Here is a 15102-nt window from a genome sequence, read left to right as displayed (position 1 = left end):
GCTAGGATTATTTAGATTTGAGTTCTCATAATTTCCTGATAGGCTTCAATTACTTTGTTCCGGACTTGTGTAGTCAACTGCAAACTCAGCAATGCCTGTTGGGACGAAATCATAGCCTCATCAATATTGACCTCTCCCAGTACAAATTTGTTACTCATGTCTTTCGCGTGCTGTTCCTGATCTGCCACCTGGTTAAGCGCATTCTCCAGGTATGAACCAAAGCTCTGTCCTGACTCTTGAACGGCTGAGGATTCTGCAGCTACGGATTTCATAGCCAGCGGCTGTACAGCTTGGGTCCCGATCAATAAATTCTGTATCAATTCTTCTCCTCCTAGACAGTCAATTCATTTTACCGGCCGATTTCAAGCGCCTTGGCCACCATAGATTTGGATGCGTTCAGCATTGTAACATTCGCTTCATACGAACGCGAGGCAGACAGCATGTCCACCATTTCCTTGGTCAGATCCACATTCGGCATGTATACATACCCGTCAGCGTCCGCATCCGGATGGCTGGGATTGTACACCGGCTTCAGCGGAGAAGAATCCTCGATAATTGATTTCACCTTGACCCCTTCACTGCCGCTGCCCATTTTGGAATTCAGTATATTTGAGAAGCTGTCAGGCTGGGCTGTTTCCATAACGACAAGCTTACGGCGGTAAGGTACGGCTTTGCCGTCCACCATTGAAGCCCTTGTTGTCTCGGCGTTGGCGATATTGGAAGAGATCACATCCATACGCAGGCGCTGGGCGGTTAAAGCCGAGGCACTAATACCAAAGCTGCTGCCAAAGTTCACTATTCATTACCCTCCCTGTACAACTGTACGCATCATTGTAATCTGACTGTTCAGCTGTTCTACGTAAGAGTTGTACCTCAGCTGGTTCTCGGCGCTAAGCGCCTGTTCACGATCCATATCCACATTATTGCCATTGTTATTCATAGAAGTGGTCTCATCTGTACTGACCACAGCAGCCGGCATGCCGGTCACTGACCCGAAGCGGAAATGGCGAGAGTCTGAGACTTTCGCACCCAGCGTAGGCTTCACACCGCTCTCCTGTTGTCTCAGGAAACTTTCAAAGCTAACATCTGAGCGTTTAAAATTCGGCGTATCCACATTTGCTACGTTATTCGCCAGAACACTTTGTCGTTTAGTGGCGGCATCGAGGCCTCCTTGTAATCTTTGAAAACTGACACTGTTCAGCAAATCCATAGTAATCCCCCTTCCAAACCTATCATAATGAAAAGAATTCCACAACATCGTCCAAATTCCTGCTCATTTTCGACAAATTAAGTCATTTTTTTCATTGCATTGTCGGCCATAAGTCGAACCATGTCGATGAATGATTCTTATGTCAATCTCACATACATTGATTCTCTTAGAATTTGTATATTATTACAATAAGAAATAAGCCCTATCTTTTCTGAAAAGAGAGGGCTTAAAGCATGTTTTTACAATATTTTTCCTTTTATATTACATTTTATTCATTATAAAAGGATTTTTTAACTTTTTATGCATGATTATAGAATCAAATTTGCATAGCCATAATTCTAATTACCTACGTTGACGATTTTCTTACCCTGCCCGGCTTAAAGGATATATTGGCTTAAGTCGCGATCCTGCGCGATTCCTGCCAGTTTTTCGCGAACATACTCCGGAGTGATGACCATGGTGTCGAGTGTCAGCTCAGGGGCTTCAAAAGAAAGATCCTCCAGCAGCTTCTCCAGGATCGTATGAAGACGCCGCGCCCCGATGTTCTCCATATTCTGGTTTACAGAGGCCGCAATTTTGGCAATTTCCTGAATCGCTTCCTTCTGGAACTGTATTTCTATGTTCTCCGTCTGCAGCAAATGCACATATTGTTTCGTAAGTGCGTTCTCAGGCTCAGTAAGAATAGATACAAAGTCCTCAAGTGTAAGACTGCTCAGCTCTACACGGATCGGGAAACGCCCCTGAAGCTCGGGGATCAGATCGGAAGGCTTGGCAATATGAAAAGCTCCGGCCGCTATGAACAGCACATAGTCCGTCTTCACAGGTCCGTATTTGGTCATGACGGTCGATCCTTCTACGATGGGCAGAATATCGCGCTGCACGCCTTCGCGGGACACATCGGGACCGGAGCCCTTGCCTTGGCTGGCCACCTTGTCGATCTCATCAATGAATATAATCCCGGATTGCTCTGCACGGGCGACGGACTCCTGAATCATATCGTCGGTGTCAATCAGCTTGGCCGCTTCATCCTGAATCAGCACCTTGCGTGCTTCACGGATCGGCAGCTTGCGCTTCTTCGTACGCTTCGGCAGCAGATTGCCGAACATCTCCTGCATGTTCATGCCCATCTGGTCATTGCCTTGGCCGGCGAACATATCCATCATGGAAGGGGTCGTGTCTTCCACATCAATCTCGATGATATCATCCTCGAGCTGACCGGCAAGCAGCTTGAACTTAATCCCTCTGCGGCGTTCGCTCAGACTTCCGTCCTCCGGCTCTTCCTTGGACTCCTCCGCACCGCCGTTGTTCCCGCCAAATATCATCTCGAACGGATTGCGCTGCGATTTGCCCTTGGATGAGGAAGGGACGAGAATCGCCACAATGCGGTCATTGGCCAGCTCTTCTGCCCGGTCCTTCACCTTTTCGGTGCGTTCAAGCTTCACCATACGGATAGAGGTCTCCACCAGATCACGGACCATCGACTCCACATCGCGTCCCACATAACCGACTTCCGTGAATTTGGTCGCTTCCACTTTGATGAACGGTGCATTAACGAGCTTGGCCAGACGCCGGGCAATCTCCGTTTTACCGACACCGGTAGGTCCGATCATAAGAATGTTTTTGGGCACAACCTCATCCCGGAGCTCTTCGGACAAAAGACTGCGCCGATACCGGTTGCGGAGCGCAACGGCCACTGATTTCTTGGCCTGCTTCTGACCTACGATATACTTGTCAAGCTCTGTTACGATCTGGCGGGGCGTAAGCGATTGATTCACCATTGTGACTTCCTCCCTTTATATATGGCAGCTTGCCTATAATTGTTCGACAATGATATTGGAATTGGTATATACACAGATCTCGGAAGCAATCTGCAGCGCTTCTCTGGCGATCTCACCGGCACCCAGATGTGAGGCATGGCGTTTGAGCGCCCGCCCGGAAGCCAGTGCAAAGTTACCGCCGGAGCCGATCGCCAGCACATCGTCATCCGGCTCGATGATTTCACCGTTGCCGGAGATCAGCAGCATGCCTTCCTTATCCATTACGATCATGAGGGCTTCCAGCTTGCGCAGAATGCGGTCCTGGCGCCAATCCTTAGCCAGCTCTACCGCTGCCCGCTGGAGATTGCCGTGATGCTCCTCCAGCTTGCCCTCGAACTTCTCGAACAAAGTAATCGCATCGGCAACAGAGCCCGCAAATCCGGCAATCACCTGTCCCCTGTACAAGCGGCGGACCTTCTTGGCCGTCGTCTTCATAATGACGCTCTCTCCGAATGTAACCTGGCCGTCACCGGCAATCGCCGCATGGCCGTTATGTCTTACCGCACAAATCGTAGTCGCATGAAAGCTGGGTAACATAATGGGCACCCTCCTCAAATGTTGTGATACAGGCTTGATATTATTGGACCGGAAGATCCGCCTCTGCCAGCTCAGCTTCCGCAATCTCCGGCTCTTTATAAGTCAACTGGTTAGCCGCAGCATAGGCAGCCAGGCTGTCCAGCGCCCGGTAAGCCAGTCGTTCGTTTTTCTCTTTTTTGCTGCGGAATCTGGTGTCAAGCTTCGGCAGCAGGCCAAAGTTGGCATTCATCGGCTGGAAGTGCTCCGGATCTGCCGAAGTAATGTAAGCAGGCATACTGCCCAGTACAGTGTCTTCGGGGAATATCAGACTCTCCTCGCCAAGCGCAGCTCTCGCCGCATTCATACCGGCAATCATACCGGAAGCCGCAGACTCCACATACCCTTCAACCCCGGTCATCTGGCCGGCAAAAAACAGCCTTTCGCGGCCCTTCATCTGATAAGTGGGATGCAGCAGCTTGGGAGAATTGATAAATGTATTGCGGTGCATGACACCATAACGCACATATTCGGCATTCTCAAGGCCCGGAATGAGTGAGAATACCCGTTTTTGCTCGCCCCACTTCAGATGGGTCTGGAACCCGACCAGATTATACAGCGTTCCCGCGGCATTGTCCTGGCGCAGTTGCACAACCGCGTAAGGCAGCTTGCCCGTATGAGGATTCATCAGTCCTACAGGCTTCATAGGTCCGAAAAGTGCCGTCTGCTTGCCGCGTTTCATCATAATCTCGATCGGCATACAGCCTTCAAAGTAAATCTCTTTCTCAAAGTCTTTGAGCGCGGCCGTCTCTGCCGAGATCAGCGCATCATAAAAAACATCGAATTCCTCTTCCGTCATCGGACAGTTCAGGTAGGCGGCTTCGCCTTTATCATAGCGGGAAGCCAAATATACCTTCCCCATATCAATACTGTCTTTCTCCACAATCGGAGCGGCAGCATCATAGAAGTAAAAGTATTCCTCCCCAAGCAGGCTCTTAATCTCCGAAGACAGGGACGGGGAAGTCAGCGGACCCGTTGCAATCACAACGATCCCTTCCTCCGGTATATGCGGAAGTTCTTCGTTTATGACTTCAACCAGGGGATGATTATGCAGCATGGAAGTAATTTCACCAGAGAAGCCATCCCGGTCCACGGCGAGTGCGCCTCCTGCCGGAACCGCATGCCTGTCGGCTGCACCCAGCACCAGGGAGTCCAGGCGCCGCATTTCCTCCTTAAGTACACCCACTGCATTCCCGAGGCCGTTGGCCCGCAGTGAGTTGCTGCAGACCAGCTCCGCGAACTGATCCGTATGATGCGCAGGCGTCTTCACTACCGGGCGCATCTCATACAATCTAACCGGAACTCCCCGCGAAGCGATCTGCCAGGCGGCTTCACTCCCGGCGAGACCGGCTCCAATTACGGTTACTTTTGCTGTTTGTGTCAATTTCCGTTCCTCCTGTGACCCTATTATTCTGCTAATTCATCATTGTCGAGTACTGCCTCTGTATGATCACACGAGGTGCACTGCAGCTTGGTTCCCTGCTTGTTGCGCTTCTCTATCATCCACGAACCGCAGGCTGGACATGGCTTCACTGACGGTCTGTCCCAGGATACAAAGTCACAGCCCGGGTACTGGTCACAGCCGTAGAAGACACGCCCCTTCTTGCTGCGCCGCTCTACAACCTTGCCTTCATGACATTTCGGGCAGTTTACACCGATATCCTTAATAATCGGCTTCGTATTGCGGCATTCCGGGAATCCGGAGCAGGCCAGGAATTTGCCGAACCGGCCTAGCTTATAGACCATCGGCTTACCGCATTTCTCGCACAGCTCATCGGAAACCTCATCTTCAATTTCAATTTCCTTCATTTCCTCTTCAGCATACGTAAGTCTCTTCTCAAAGGATTCATAGAACTGGGCCAGAACCTTCACCCAATCCTCCGCACCTTCCTCCACATGGTCAAGATCCCCTTCCATGTGAGCGGTGAATTCCACATCCAGAATTTCCGGGAAGAACTCTTCCATCTGCTCTATGATCAGCTCTCCAAGCTCCGTTGGCATGAATTTCTTCTCTTCAATCGCCACGTACCCGCGCTTCTGGATCGTTTCCAGAGTTGGAGCATACGTACTTGGACGGCCTATGCCCAGTTCCTCAAGAGTTTTGACCAGCCGGGCTTCCGTATATCTTGGCGGGGGCTGAGTGAAATGCTGCTTCGGCTCGATCTCACGCTTAATCAGATCATCGCCTGCCTTAAGCTGCGGCAAGAATTTCTCTTCATCCGTCGTGCCGTCATCATTGCCTTCCACATATACCTTCATGAAGCCCGGGAAAGAAACCTTGGACCCTACCGCTCTGAAGATTGCCGTACCGGCTGTAATATCTACCGACAAGGTATCCAGCAGTGCGGAAGACATCTGACTCGAGACAAAACGCTCCCATACCAGCTTATACAAACGGAATTGGTCACGGCTCATGAATTCTTTGACCATATCAGGCTCACGCAGCGCGGAGGTCGGACGAATCGCTTCATGCGCATCCTGGGACCCGGCTGCCTTCTTGGAGTATTGACGCGGAGACTCGGGAATGAACTTCTCGCCGTATTTGGACTGGATCAGCTCCTTAGCTTCCTCCTGCGCCGTAACGGAGATACGGGTGGAATCCGTACGCATATAGGTAATCAAACCGACAGTGCCTTCCTTGCCCAGCTCAACCCCCTCATAGAGCTGCTGAGCGACAGACATCGTCTTGGACGCGCGGAAGCCCAGCTTACGGGCAGCTTCCTGCTGGAGTGAGCTTGTCGTAAACGGAGCGGAAGGATGCCGTTGTCTCTCCTTCTCCTTCACTTCTTTGACCTGGAAGGCGGCGTTCTTGATCGCTTCCAGCACTTCCTGCACATCGCTCTCCTGGCCCAGCTCTTTCTTCTCGCCGTTCAGCCGGTGGAACTTAGCCTCGAACTCTGACTCACGAATCCCCAGCTTTGCCGTAATGCTCCAGTATTCTGTAGGAACGAATTCGGAAATTTCATTCTCCCGGTCCATGACGATCTTCACCGCTACCGATTGTACGCGTCCAGCAGAGAGGCCTTTTTTGACTTTCTTCCATAATAAAGGGCTAATCTTGTAACCGACAAGCCGGTCAAGTATACGCCGCGCCTGCTGCGCGTTCACCAGATCCATATTAATCTTGCGCGGCGTCTTGAAGGCATCCTTCACAGCCTGCTTTGTAATTTCGTTAAAGACCACGCGGCATTCCTGTGTGTTGTCCAGATTTAGTGCATTTGCCAAATGCCAGGCAATCGCTTCACCTTCGCGGTCCGGGTCAGCTGCGAGATAGACTTTTTTCACTTTTTTGCTGGCATCCTTAAGTTCCTTCAATATAGAACCCTTGCCGCGGATCGTTATATATTTGGGATTAAAATCATTCTCCACATCTACGCCGATCTGGCTTTTTGGCAAATCTATGATATGCCCCATAGATGCCTTCACAATATATTTACTGCCTAGATATTTCCCAATCGTTTTTGCTTTTGATGGTGATTCTACAATAACCAACGCATCTGCCATAGGTTTTCCTCCCAAAAGTTTGTAAGCAGACAGCCTCCCCAGTCCGTCTTCGGACCCGGCCGGAGCCAGGGAGTGTATGCTTACCACAGTTACTTCTATATTAAATTACCTTATAAATTGCACCCGGTAATTGTGTTACCGCTTTTTTTATGATTAAAGATAACAGAACTGAATGCAAATGTCCAAAATCCCACTTTGTAGACGCCAGCAGCTCATCAAGTGTAAACGGGCCTTGTTGCAGTATATGGTAAAGGTGTTGCTCCTCACTTGTCAATTTCTTTTCAAGCAGGTCTGCCAGACTCCCTTGCCCCGTAGCTGCCCCGGCAACCGCTTCCTGACCCCGTGCAGGCAGATAAGATATGTATTCTTCCACGATGTCTGAAGCGGCGGTAACCAGCTTCGCGCCCTGCTTAATCAACTCCAGCGCCCCTCTGCTCTTGGGCGAGGTCAGCGGACCCGGCACAGCAAATACATCCCTGCCCGCTTCAAGCGCAGCATCGGCGGTAATCAGTGAACCGCTGCGGCTGTCCGCTTCCACCACCAGTGTTCCCAGCGTCAGGCCGGCGATTATCCGGTTACGCTGGGGGAATAATCCGGGGTGGCTTGGCGTTCCGAGCGGATATTCGCTTAGAACCAGACCTTCACGCGAAATCTGCCGTTCAAGCTCCCGGTTCTCCGGCGGGTAGACCTTATCCAGCCCGGTTGCCACCACAGCAATGGTCCCTCCGGCGCCGGTAAGCGCGGCTTCATGACTGACACTATCAATCCCTCTCGCCAGACCGCTGACAACCGTGAGACCCGCTGCGCTTAGCTCCCCGGCCAGCATCCCGCCCACCTTGCGCCCATAGGCAGTGGGCACCCGCGTTCCCACCATAGCGACTGAAGGGCGGGAAGCCAGCTCCAGACGGCCGCGGTAATACAAAACCCAAGGCGGCTGCGGGGTTTCCTTCAATTGAACAGGGTAGCCTTCATCCAGAATCGTCACCATGGCTACACCGCTTTCCTTCATTAAAGTGTGGCGCTTCACAACCCATGCTTCATTAAATTCTGCTGCAAGCCGGACTGACATAGTACTGCTGATTCCAGCACGCTCCCAATCCTTAGCAGAACACGAGAAGACAGCATTCGTCAATAGCCCTACCCGGCGTATTTTGTCGATACTTTTCCAGCCAATCCCTTCCATTTCATTCAGACCGAATAGCAGTTCCCGAATTTCCATATGTATTCTCTCCTAAGCGGAAGGGCCAGCCTTCCTTATTTTGTAATATAGGCCTCAGAAATGCAAGCCCCGCCAACACAAAAAGCAACCTTTCATCCGCGTTACCGGGACAAAAGGTTGCTTACCTTTAAGAATATTATACTTGCTTCAGCAGTAAAAGCTGTGACTAATGTGCAAAATCTACAAGCAGTGTTCTAGTGGGTTGTGAAGGCATTCAGAATGCCGCGTTCCTCAAGCACACTGACGAGGGTAGAGCCCATCTCGGCAGGCGTTGGCGCCACCTTGATGCCGCAAGACTCCAGCACTGCGATCTTCTCACTGGCCGTACCTTTACCGCCTGAAATAATTGCCCCCGCATGGCCCATCCGCTTGCCCGGAGGCGCAGTGACACCACCAATGAAGCCGACTACAGGCTTGGTCATATTCTCTTTGATCCACAGCGCAGCTTCTTCCTCTGCCGTACCGCCGATCTCTCCGATCATAATGACAGCCTTGGTGCCGGGGTCTTCGTTAAAGAGCTTCAGAATGTCGATGAACTCCGAACCCTTCACCGGATCGCCGCCGATGCCTACCGCCGAGGATTGTCCGATTCCGCGCTCTGTCAGCTGGTGAACAGCCTCATAGGTCAAGGTGCCGCTCCGCGAGACTACACCCACATACCCCGGTTTATGAATATAACCCGGCATAATGCCGATTTTACATTCTCCAGGCGTAATGACCCCAGGACAGTTAGGACCGATTAACACCGTGGAGCGGCCCTCCATGTATCTTGAGACTTTGACCATATCCAGCACCGGAATGCCTTCTGTGATACAAATGACGAGCTCCAGCCCGGCATCCACCGCTTCCATAATGGAATCAGCAGCAAATGCAGGCGGTACATAAATCACACTTGCGGTTGCACCCGTGGCTGCTTTGGCGGCAACTACCGTGTCGAACACCGGAAGACTGGCCTCTGTACCATTCTCAAGCGTAATCTGAACGAAGGTGCCTCCTTTGCCGGGGGTTACACCGCCGACCATCTGAGTACCGTAATCCAGCGCACCTTTCGTATGAAATAAACCCGTAGCGCCGGTAATTCCCTGGGTGATGACTTTTGTATTTTTATCTACAAGAATGCTCATGCCTTAGGTCACATCCTCACTTTTATTGTCGAATATTACACCAGAGCAACAATTTTGCGGGCACCGTCGGCCATTGAATCGGCAGCAACAATATTCAGTCCCGAACCGGCGAGGATCTCTTTGCCCAGCGCCACATTAGTACCCTCAAGACGGACGACCAGCGGCTTGGTTAAGCCAAGCTGTCTTGCTGCTTCGACTACCCCTGTAGCGATCACATCACAACGCATAATTCCGCCGAAAATATTTACAAAAATTCCGTTCACCTTGTCATCCGACAGGATGATTTTGAAAGCTTCCGTAACCTTCTCGGTCGTCGCACCGCCCCCTACATCGAGGAAGTTGGCCGGTTCGCCGCCATAATATTTGATGATATCCATAGTGGCCATCGCCAGGCCTGCACCATTCACCATACAGCCGATGTTGCCGTCCAGGGCAATATAGCTGAGATCGAACTTCGAGGCTTCAATTTCTTTGACGTCTTCTTCATCCAGATCGCGCAGCTCCAGTATATCCTTGTGGCGGAACAGGCTGTTGGAATCAAAGTTAAGCTTGGCATCAAGCGCCATCACATTCCCGTCTGCGGTAACCACCAGCGGATTAATCTCCGCAATTGAGCAATCTTTATCCACAAAAGCCAGATACAGCGCTTGCATGAACTTGACCGCTTTGTTGACCAGCTCAGAAGGTATGGCGATGCTGTAAGCTAATTTGCGTGCCTGGAAGGTCTGCAAGCCCACAGCCGGATCAATGATCTCCTTGAAAATCTTCTCGGGATGTGTAGCAGCCACCTCTTCGATCTCCGTGCCGCCTTCCTCGGATGCCATCATGACTACCCGTCCGGAAGCGCGGTCCACCACCAGTCCGATATAGTATTCTTTAACAATCTGACAGCCTTCTTCAATCAGCAGCCGCTTCACTACCTTGCCTTCGGGTCCCGTCTGATGGGTAACCAGTGTCTTGCCGAGGATCTCCGCCGCATAGGCACGAACCTCATCACTGTTCTTCGCCACCTTGACGCCGCCGGCTTTGCCGCGTCCGCCTGCATGAATCTGAGCTTTGACTACAACAACCGGGGTACCCAGCGCTGCGGCAGCTTCCACTGCTTCCTCCACTGTATAAGCTACTTTTCCGTTCGGTACGGCTACGCCATACTTCTTAAGTACTTCTTTTCCCTGATACTCGTGGATATTCATTCCGGAAGCCTCCTAAAGTATTGCGGTGACCTGTGCAGGCAGCCTGCGGCCATTCCGCATTCCGTTTTGATTGTCCAAAGCCGGGCCCAGACCGGTGTAAACCGGCAATATCCCGGTACAAGCAGAGAACCTGCGCCTGATATACACAACTTTCAAACGGTACTGTTCTCTGCAAGTAGCATATAGAACCTATCACAATAGTGATATCTATAATAACCTATATGCCAGAATGTGAAACCCAGAATATTGTAACATGTTTTATAAGCGCTTTCCTTAAAAACTTTCACTATTTATACATACATTTTCGCTCGGTTTCATGCCGGAATGCGAACGATTGCATTGACAATGGATTGATAGACTACTTGGAATTGCTAATATTCGCCTCATGAACCCGGTTTAGCAGGCCCTTGAATTGTCCTAGCAGACCGATGAACTCCTCGGGGGAGAGCATCGTGCCTTCAACCATTTTGCCGGGAATACACATCGCTTCCTGTTGCAGGGCCAAGCCTTGATCCGTCAAAGAAATCAGGACCTTCCGCTCGTCCTGCAGGGACCGCTCACGCAAGATCAGACCTGCTGCCTGCAGCCGCTTCAGCAGCGGGGTCAGTGTGCCCGAATCCAGGAACAACGCTTCACCCAGCTCCTTGACCGTACATTGCCGTCTCTCCCAGAGAACCAGCATCACCAGATACTGCGAATACGTTAATCCGATCTTATCCAGATGGGGCTGGTATAACTTCGTGAACTCACGCGAACAGGCATAAATCGTAAAGCAGAGCTGGTTCTCCAGCATAAGCTCAGGGGTTGTGGTAGTTTCATTTTGCATTTCTTCTTCACCTGCCTTTGTGACATTAGTTTATCACAATTCATACATAATATCATGTTAATAGCGGAAAATAGATTGACTTTTATTTTAATTGTGTTAAATTAAATTGTGTGCAATACAATTTAACGCGAACGGGAGCGATTTATAATGATGACAATTCAACAGAAAATGTATGAAACTACAGTAAAAGCGGTGGGCGGCAGACAGGGATATATCGAATCGGAAAGTCCTAAGCTGAACCTTACCATCAGCACTCCGCGAGAAATGGGCGGCGCCGGCGGCGAAGGCACGAATCCTGAACAGCTGTTCGCAGCAGGATACTCCGCTTGTTTTGACAGCGCCCTGAACATGGTTGCCCGCATGGGCAAGGTGAAGATCGAAGGCAGCGAAGTAACAGCTACTGTAAGCTTCGGCAAAGTTGAAGACGGCGGCTTCGGCATTGCTGTGAAGATGGATGTGCTGGTCAAAGGCGTGGACCACGAGACTGCGAAGCAGCTCGTTGAAGCAGCCCACGGCGCATGTCCTTACTCCCGCGCTACCCGCGGTAATATTGAAGTGGAATTGAACGTTCTGTAATAGCCATTTCAGCGAGTCCATACCCTGACCGGCGGCCCCGGGCAGGGTATTTGGCATTGGCTTATCCGCCCCTGTTCGCTCCGGACAGTCTCAGTATTCCTCTTCCTCTGCCGTCACCTGCCGGTCCAGATTGCGGTATTGGACCGCCTCGGCAAGATGCGCCGCGCCGATATCAGCCGCTCCTTCCAGATCGGCAATCGTACGGGCCAGCTTGATGATCCGGTCATGCGCCCGCATGCTCAGCCCCAGGCTCTCCAGGATACTATTCAGGAGCAGCTCTTCTTCAGCATGCAGCGCCGCATACCTTCGCAATGCCGCCCCTGACAGCTCGCTGTTCCAGGAGATCGGCAGATGGCTGTAACGTTCCGCTTGAACAGCTTGAGCCCGCAGAACCTCTTCCCGCATCTGTGCAGTTGACACCGGAAGCGCGCCTCTGTCCCATTCCCTGGGGCGCGGAACATCAACCTGCATGTCCATCCGGTCCAGCAGCGGGCCTGAGATTTTGGCCCGGTACTGGGCGATTTTGGCCTGACTGCAGGTGCACCGCTGCTGTGTACTGCCATTGCCGAGGAACCCGCACATGCAGGGATTCATAGAACAAGCCAGCAGAAACTGGGCGGGGAAGGTGAAGGTGGCCCTGGCCCGGCTGATCGTCACTACCCCGTCCTCCAGCGGCTGGCGGAGCACTTCAAGCACGGTGCGGGAGAATTCAGGAAGCTCATCCAGAAAAAGAATGCCGCGGTGCGCAAGACTAACCTCCCCGGGCTTCGGGATTCCCCCGCCGCCGATCAATCCGGCTGCCGAGATTGTGTGATGGGGCGAACGAAACGGGCGGCTGCGCAATAAATCTCCACCGGCATCCCTTAGCTTCCCCGCAGCACTGAATATCTTCATCACCTCAAGCGACTCCGTATCGCTAAGGTCAGGAAGGATGCCGGGTAACCGCTTAATTAGCATTGTTTTACCCGTGCCCGGCGGTCCAATCAGAATAATATTGTGCATCCCGGCCGCAGCAATCGTAAGCGCCCGCTTCACATGATTCTGTCCGATTACATCGCTGTAATCTTCCATCATTAGATGATCTGGCCGAGGTCGCTGCAATTGACCGGATACTCTTACCGGCTTGTATCTCAAATGGTCCAGTTCCAGGACAAGGACCGGTGGACGCTTCCTGGAGGAGGCGTCGATGCTCACAGCTACCGGAAACGGCAAGCTGGCCTGCTGTTGGCTGGAAGCGGACTCTTCGGATGGCTCTGCCGGAATCGGCGGCAGAAGCTGGCCCGGCTGCGGCAGATGCTGCAAATGTCCGGCCGTATACACAATCATCCCCGATACTAAGGAAGCCTCAGCAGCATTGCCTGGCGGAACTAGTACCGCATCTATTCCGGCCTTGCGCGCAGCCTCAACCATAGATAATACTCCATTTACCGGACGCAGACTGCCGTCCAGCGCCAATTCTCCGATAAGCAGCATTTTCCCGGCATCCGGCATAATAAGCTGGCCGCTTGTTGTCAGAATCCCCAGGGCGATGGCGAGATCGAATGCCGATCCCTCCTTTCGCAGATCTGCAGGTGCCAGATTAATCGTAACCCGCTGCTGGGGATAGCTGTATCCGCAATTCTTCACGGCTGCCCGTACTCTCTCCACGGCTTCCCTGACGGCCGAATCCGGCAAGCCTATGATATGGGTCTGCGGCAAGCCGTTCGACAGATCAATCTCTACTCCAATCATTACACCCTCAATACCATACAAACATGCGCTATGCATTTTTCCGTACACCAAAAAACACCTCTTCTCCAGAAATACGCCCGCACGAGGCGTTCATTTTCCAGGAAAAAAGGTGCTTCCTCTTTTTCCGACAGCTCTATTCACTTCAGTATACTCAGAACCTTACACACTATGCAAGGATTATTGCGCATAACCCGCTGCACAAAACAGCAACTTCATTAGTCTTGCATAATTGTGCATCTGTGACCAAAGTATCATTTAATTCAGCCCTCTTCGCTGGCAGTAACGGCATCTCTTATCTGTTCAAAGGACAACGGAGTGTAATTCCAGTGCTCCACACAAATGTTAAAATGATGATTGCCTTCATACCTCTGCCCATGAATATGTCCATGCACATTCACGTAAGGCATATGCTTGTTCATATACATAGGCTCATGAGAGAGCAGAAAAAACTCCTTATAGATCAGCGGGTATTCACTGACCTCGTCAAACCCGGCCGCAAGCCACCAGGCCCGTCCGCGCCCGCGGTCGTGATTGCCGAGAATCAGTATTTTATAACCGTTCAGGGCAGATACGATATTTCGGGTATCCGCCTGATTCAAAAAGGAGAAGTCGCCCAGATGAAATACCTTGTCCTCTTTGCCGACCACAGCATTCCAGCTTGCAATCATCGCCTGGTCCATCTCTTCGGCATCCGCAAAAGGCCGTGATTCAAAATCTATGATCAGCTTGTGGCCAAAATGATGATCTGAGGTAAAATACACTCTGGACAATACATCTTCCCCTTTCGCCAGCGCCATTTAGGCCTTATTCACGCCAATTCCGCTTGCCCGCTCGCCGGTTCACATCCATTTGTATTAATTCTGCCACCGGCGGGGCTTCTTCATGCTCGATCAGCCATTGGCGCATTTCCTTAATCGCCTCTACTTGTCCATTGCCCTTATCCCGCCAGGTCAGCAGCTCGATCACATTGATGACCAGCGACAAGAGGCTGCTATTACTGTCTTGGGTTTTCTCGGCACGCATCTTGTGGAATAATGCTTCATTCTCCCAGTCAATCAATATCTCTTCCGCTATTGCAGGACGCATAACGGTAAATGTCTTGTTGCAATTACTGCAGTGTACAACTGATAAGGGCTCTGCGCCAAGTTCCGCTACTACATTATGCTCGCAATATTGGCAAGTGAAGCTTACCTGTATATTCATTGGTTGATTCCTCATTCCGGCAGCCCTCCTCATGGTGGCATTAAAAGTCACACTAATGTTTACCCATTTCTTTTGAGAAATGACCCATGAAGTCCAGCTTATGTCAAGGATTATCGTACGTTTCAG

General features: G+C 51.4%; 15 protein-coding genes. 1 reads left to right on the top strand and 14 read right to left on the bottom strand.

The annotated features are described in order from the left end of the window. Positions 1-11 precede the first annotated feature (11 nt). The 11 genes from fliE to HQN87_RS12545 form a co-directional block, all read right to left on the bottom strand. Positions 12-320 (bottom strand): flagellar hook-basal body complex protein FliE, encoded by a 309-nt coding sequence (gene fliE, locus HQN87_RS12595; protein ID WP_173133164.1) that lies wholly within the window; start codon positions 318-320, stop codon positions 12-14. A gap of 29 nt (positions 321-349) precedes the next feature. Next, on the bottom strand, positions 350-796 hold the full coding sequence (flgC, locus tag HQN87_RS12590; RefSeq protein ID WP_173133161.1) for a flagellar basal body rod protein FlgC: 447 nt from the start codon (positions 794-796) through the stop codon (positions 350-352). Between the two features lie 6 nt (positions 797-802). Further along, positions 803-1210 (bottom strand): flagellar basal body rod protein FlgB, encoded by a 408-nt coding sequence (flgB, locus tag HQN87_RS12585; protein WP_173133158.1) that lies wholly within the window; start codon positions 1208-1210, stop codon positions 803-805. 377 nt (positions 1211-1587) lie between these two features. Next, positions 1588-2988, bottom strand: a complete 1401-nt coding sequence (gene hslU, locus HQN87_RS12580; protein ID WP_173133155.1) for an ATP-dependent protease ATPase subunit HslU — start codon at positions 2986-2988, stop codon at positions 1588-1590. A gap of 33 nt (positions 2989-3021) precedes the next feature. Continuing rightward, the gene (hslV, locus tag HQN87_RS12575; RefSeq protein ID WP_173133152.1) at positions 3022-3564 is read right to left on the bottom strand and encodes an ATP-dependent protease subunit HslV; all 543 of its coding nucleotides are present in this window, start codon (positions 3562-3564) and stop codon (positions 3022-3024) included. Positions 3565-3604: 40 nt separating this feature from the next. Continuing rightward, complete coding sequence (gene trmFO, locus HQN87_RS12570) at positions 3605-4984, bottom strand: FADH(2)-oxidizing methylenetetrahydrofolate--tRNA-(uracil(54)-C(5))-methyltransferase TrmFO (protein ID WP_173133149.1); 1380 nt, start codon at positions 4982-4984, stop codon at positions 3605-3607. Positions 4985-5007: 23 nt separating this feature from the next. Beyond that, the gene (topA, locus tag HQN87_RS12565; RefSeq protein ID WP_173133146.1) at positions 5008-7104 is read right to left on the bottom strand and encodes a type I DNA topoisomerase; all 2097 of its coding nucleotides are present in this window, start codon (positions 7102-7104) and stop codon (positions 5008-5010) included. Positions 7105-7204: 100 nt separating this feature from the next. Next, a complete protein-coding gene (gene dprA / locus HQN87_RS12560; protein WP_173133143.1) occupies positions 7205-8323 on the bottom strand; it encodes a DNA-processing protein DprA in 1119 nt (372 codons plus the stop codon). A gap of 194 nt (positions 8324-8517) precedes the next feature. Then, positions 8518-9447, bottom strand: a complete 930-nt coding sequence (gene sucD, locus HQN87_RS12555; RefSeq protein WP_173133140.1) for a succinate--CoA ligase subunit alpha — start codon at positions 9445-9447, stop codon at positions 8518-8520. A gap of 35 nt (positions 9448-9482) precedes the next feature. Continuing rightward, positions 9483-10640 carry an ADP-forming succinate--CoA ligase subunit beta gene (gene sucC, locus HQN87_RS12550; protein WP_173133137.1) on the bottom strand — a complete coding sequence of 386 codons (1158 nt, stop codon included), beginning with the start codon at positions 10638-10640 and terminating at the stop codon, positions 9483-9485. Positions 10641-10998: 358 nt separating this feature from the next. Further along, the gene (locus tag HQN87_RS12545) at positions 10999-11466 is read right to left on the bottom strand and encodes a MarR family winged helix-turn-helix transcriptional regulator (RefSeq protein ID WP_173133134.1); all 468 of its coding nucleotides are present in this window, start codon (positions 11464-11466) and stop codon (positions 10999-11001) included. A gap of 147 nt (positions 11467-11613) precedes the next feature. Between HQN87_RS12545 and HQN87_RS12540 the strand changes: the two genes are divergently transcribed. Further along, positions 11614-12042, top strand: a complete 429-nt coding sequence (locus HQN87_RS12540; RefSeq protein WP_173133131.1) for an organic hydroperoxide resistance protein — start codon at positions 11614-11616, stop codon at positions 12040-12042. A gap of 90 nt (positions 12043-12132) precedes the next feature. Here the strand turns inward: HQN87_RS12540 and HQN87_RS12535 are convergent, their stop codons facing one another. The 3 genes from HQN87_RS12535 to HQN87_RS12525 all read right to left on the bottom strand — a co-directional run bounded on the left by HQN87_RS12535 (position 12133) and on the right by HQN87_RS12525 (position 14859). After that, positions 12133-13821: a YifB family Mg chelatase-like AAA ATPase gene (locus tag HQN87_RS12535; RefSeq protein WP_173133128.1), complete on the bottom strand. Its 1689-nt coding sequence runs from the start codon at positions 13819-13821 to the stop codon at positions 12133-12135. 212 nt (positions 13822-14033) lie between these two features. After that, positions 14034-14570 carry a phosphoesterase gene (locus tag HQN87_RS12530; protein ID WP_254075472.1) on the bottom strand — a complete coding sequence of 179 codons (537 nt, stop codon included), beginning with the start codon at positions 14568-14570 and terminating at the stop codon, positions 14034-14036. Positions 14571-14577: 7 nt separating this feature from the next. Continuing rightward, entirely contained in the window at positions 14578-14859 is a 282-nt protein-coding gene (locus HQN87_RS12525) for a hypothetical protein (protein WP_173133125.1), read from the bottom strand. Between the last annotated feature and the right edge of the window lie 243 nt (positions 14860-15102).

The sequence above is a fragment of the Paenibacillus tritici genome (genome assembly GCF_013204885.1).
In the GTDB taxonomy this organism is placed as follows: Bacteria; Bacillota; Bacilli; order Paenibacillales; family Paenibacillaceae; genus Paenibacillus_AQ; species Paenibacillus_AQ tritici.
Note: the sequence above shows the minus strand (reverse complement) of the source record. Positions and strands in the feature narration are given on the sequence as shown.

What these genes read in the sequence shown, in the direction of transcription:
- flgB (WP_173133158.1), bottom strand. Translation starts at nt 1,210, where the DNA reads ATGGATTTGCTGAACAGTGTCAGTTTTCAAAGATTACAAGGAGGCCTC.
- hslU (WP_173133155.1), bottom strand. Translation starts at nt 2,988, where the DNA reads ATGGTGAATCAATCGCTTACGCCCCGCCAGATCGTAACAGAGCTTGAC.
- hslV (WP_173133152.1), bottom strand. Translation starts at nt 3,564, where the DNA reads ATGTTACCCAGCTTTCATGCGACTACGATTTGTGCGGTAAGACATAAC.
- topA (WP_173133146.1), bottom strand. Translation starts at nt 7,104, where the DNA reads ATGGCAGATGCGTTGGTTATTGTAGAATCACCATCAAAAGCAAAAACG.
- dprA (WP_173133143.1), bottom strand. Translation starts at nt 8,323, where the DNA reads ATGGAAATTCGGGAACTGCTATTCGGTCTGAATGAAATGGAAGGGATT.
- sucD (WP_173133140.1), bottom strand. Translation starts at nt 9,447, where the DNA reads ATGAGCATTCTTGTAGATAAAAATACAAAAGTCATCACCCAGGGAATT.
- sucC (WP_173133137.1), bottom strand. Translation starts at nt 10,640, where the DNA reads ATGAATATCCACGAGTATCAGGGAAAAGAAGTACTTAAGAAGTATGGC.
- HQN87_RS12545 (WP_173133134.1), bottom strand. Translation starts at nt 11,466, where the DNA reads ATGCAAAATGAAACTACCACAACCCCTGAGCTTATGCTGGAGAACCAG.
- HQN87_RS12540 (WP_173133131.1), top strand. Translation starts at nt 11,614, where the DNA reads ATGATGACAATTCAACAGAAAATGTATGAAACTACAGTAAAAGCGGTG.
- HQN87_RS12530 (WP_254075472.1), bottom strand. Translation starts at nt 14,570, where the DNA reads ATGGCGCTGGCGAAAGGGGAAGATGTATTGTCCAGAGTGTATTTTACC.
- HQN87_RS12525 (WP_173133125.1), bottom strand. Translation starts at nt 14,859, where the DNA reads ATGCGTCCTGCAATAGCGGAAGAGATATTGATTGACTGGGAGAATGAA.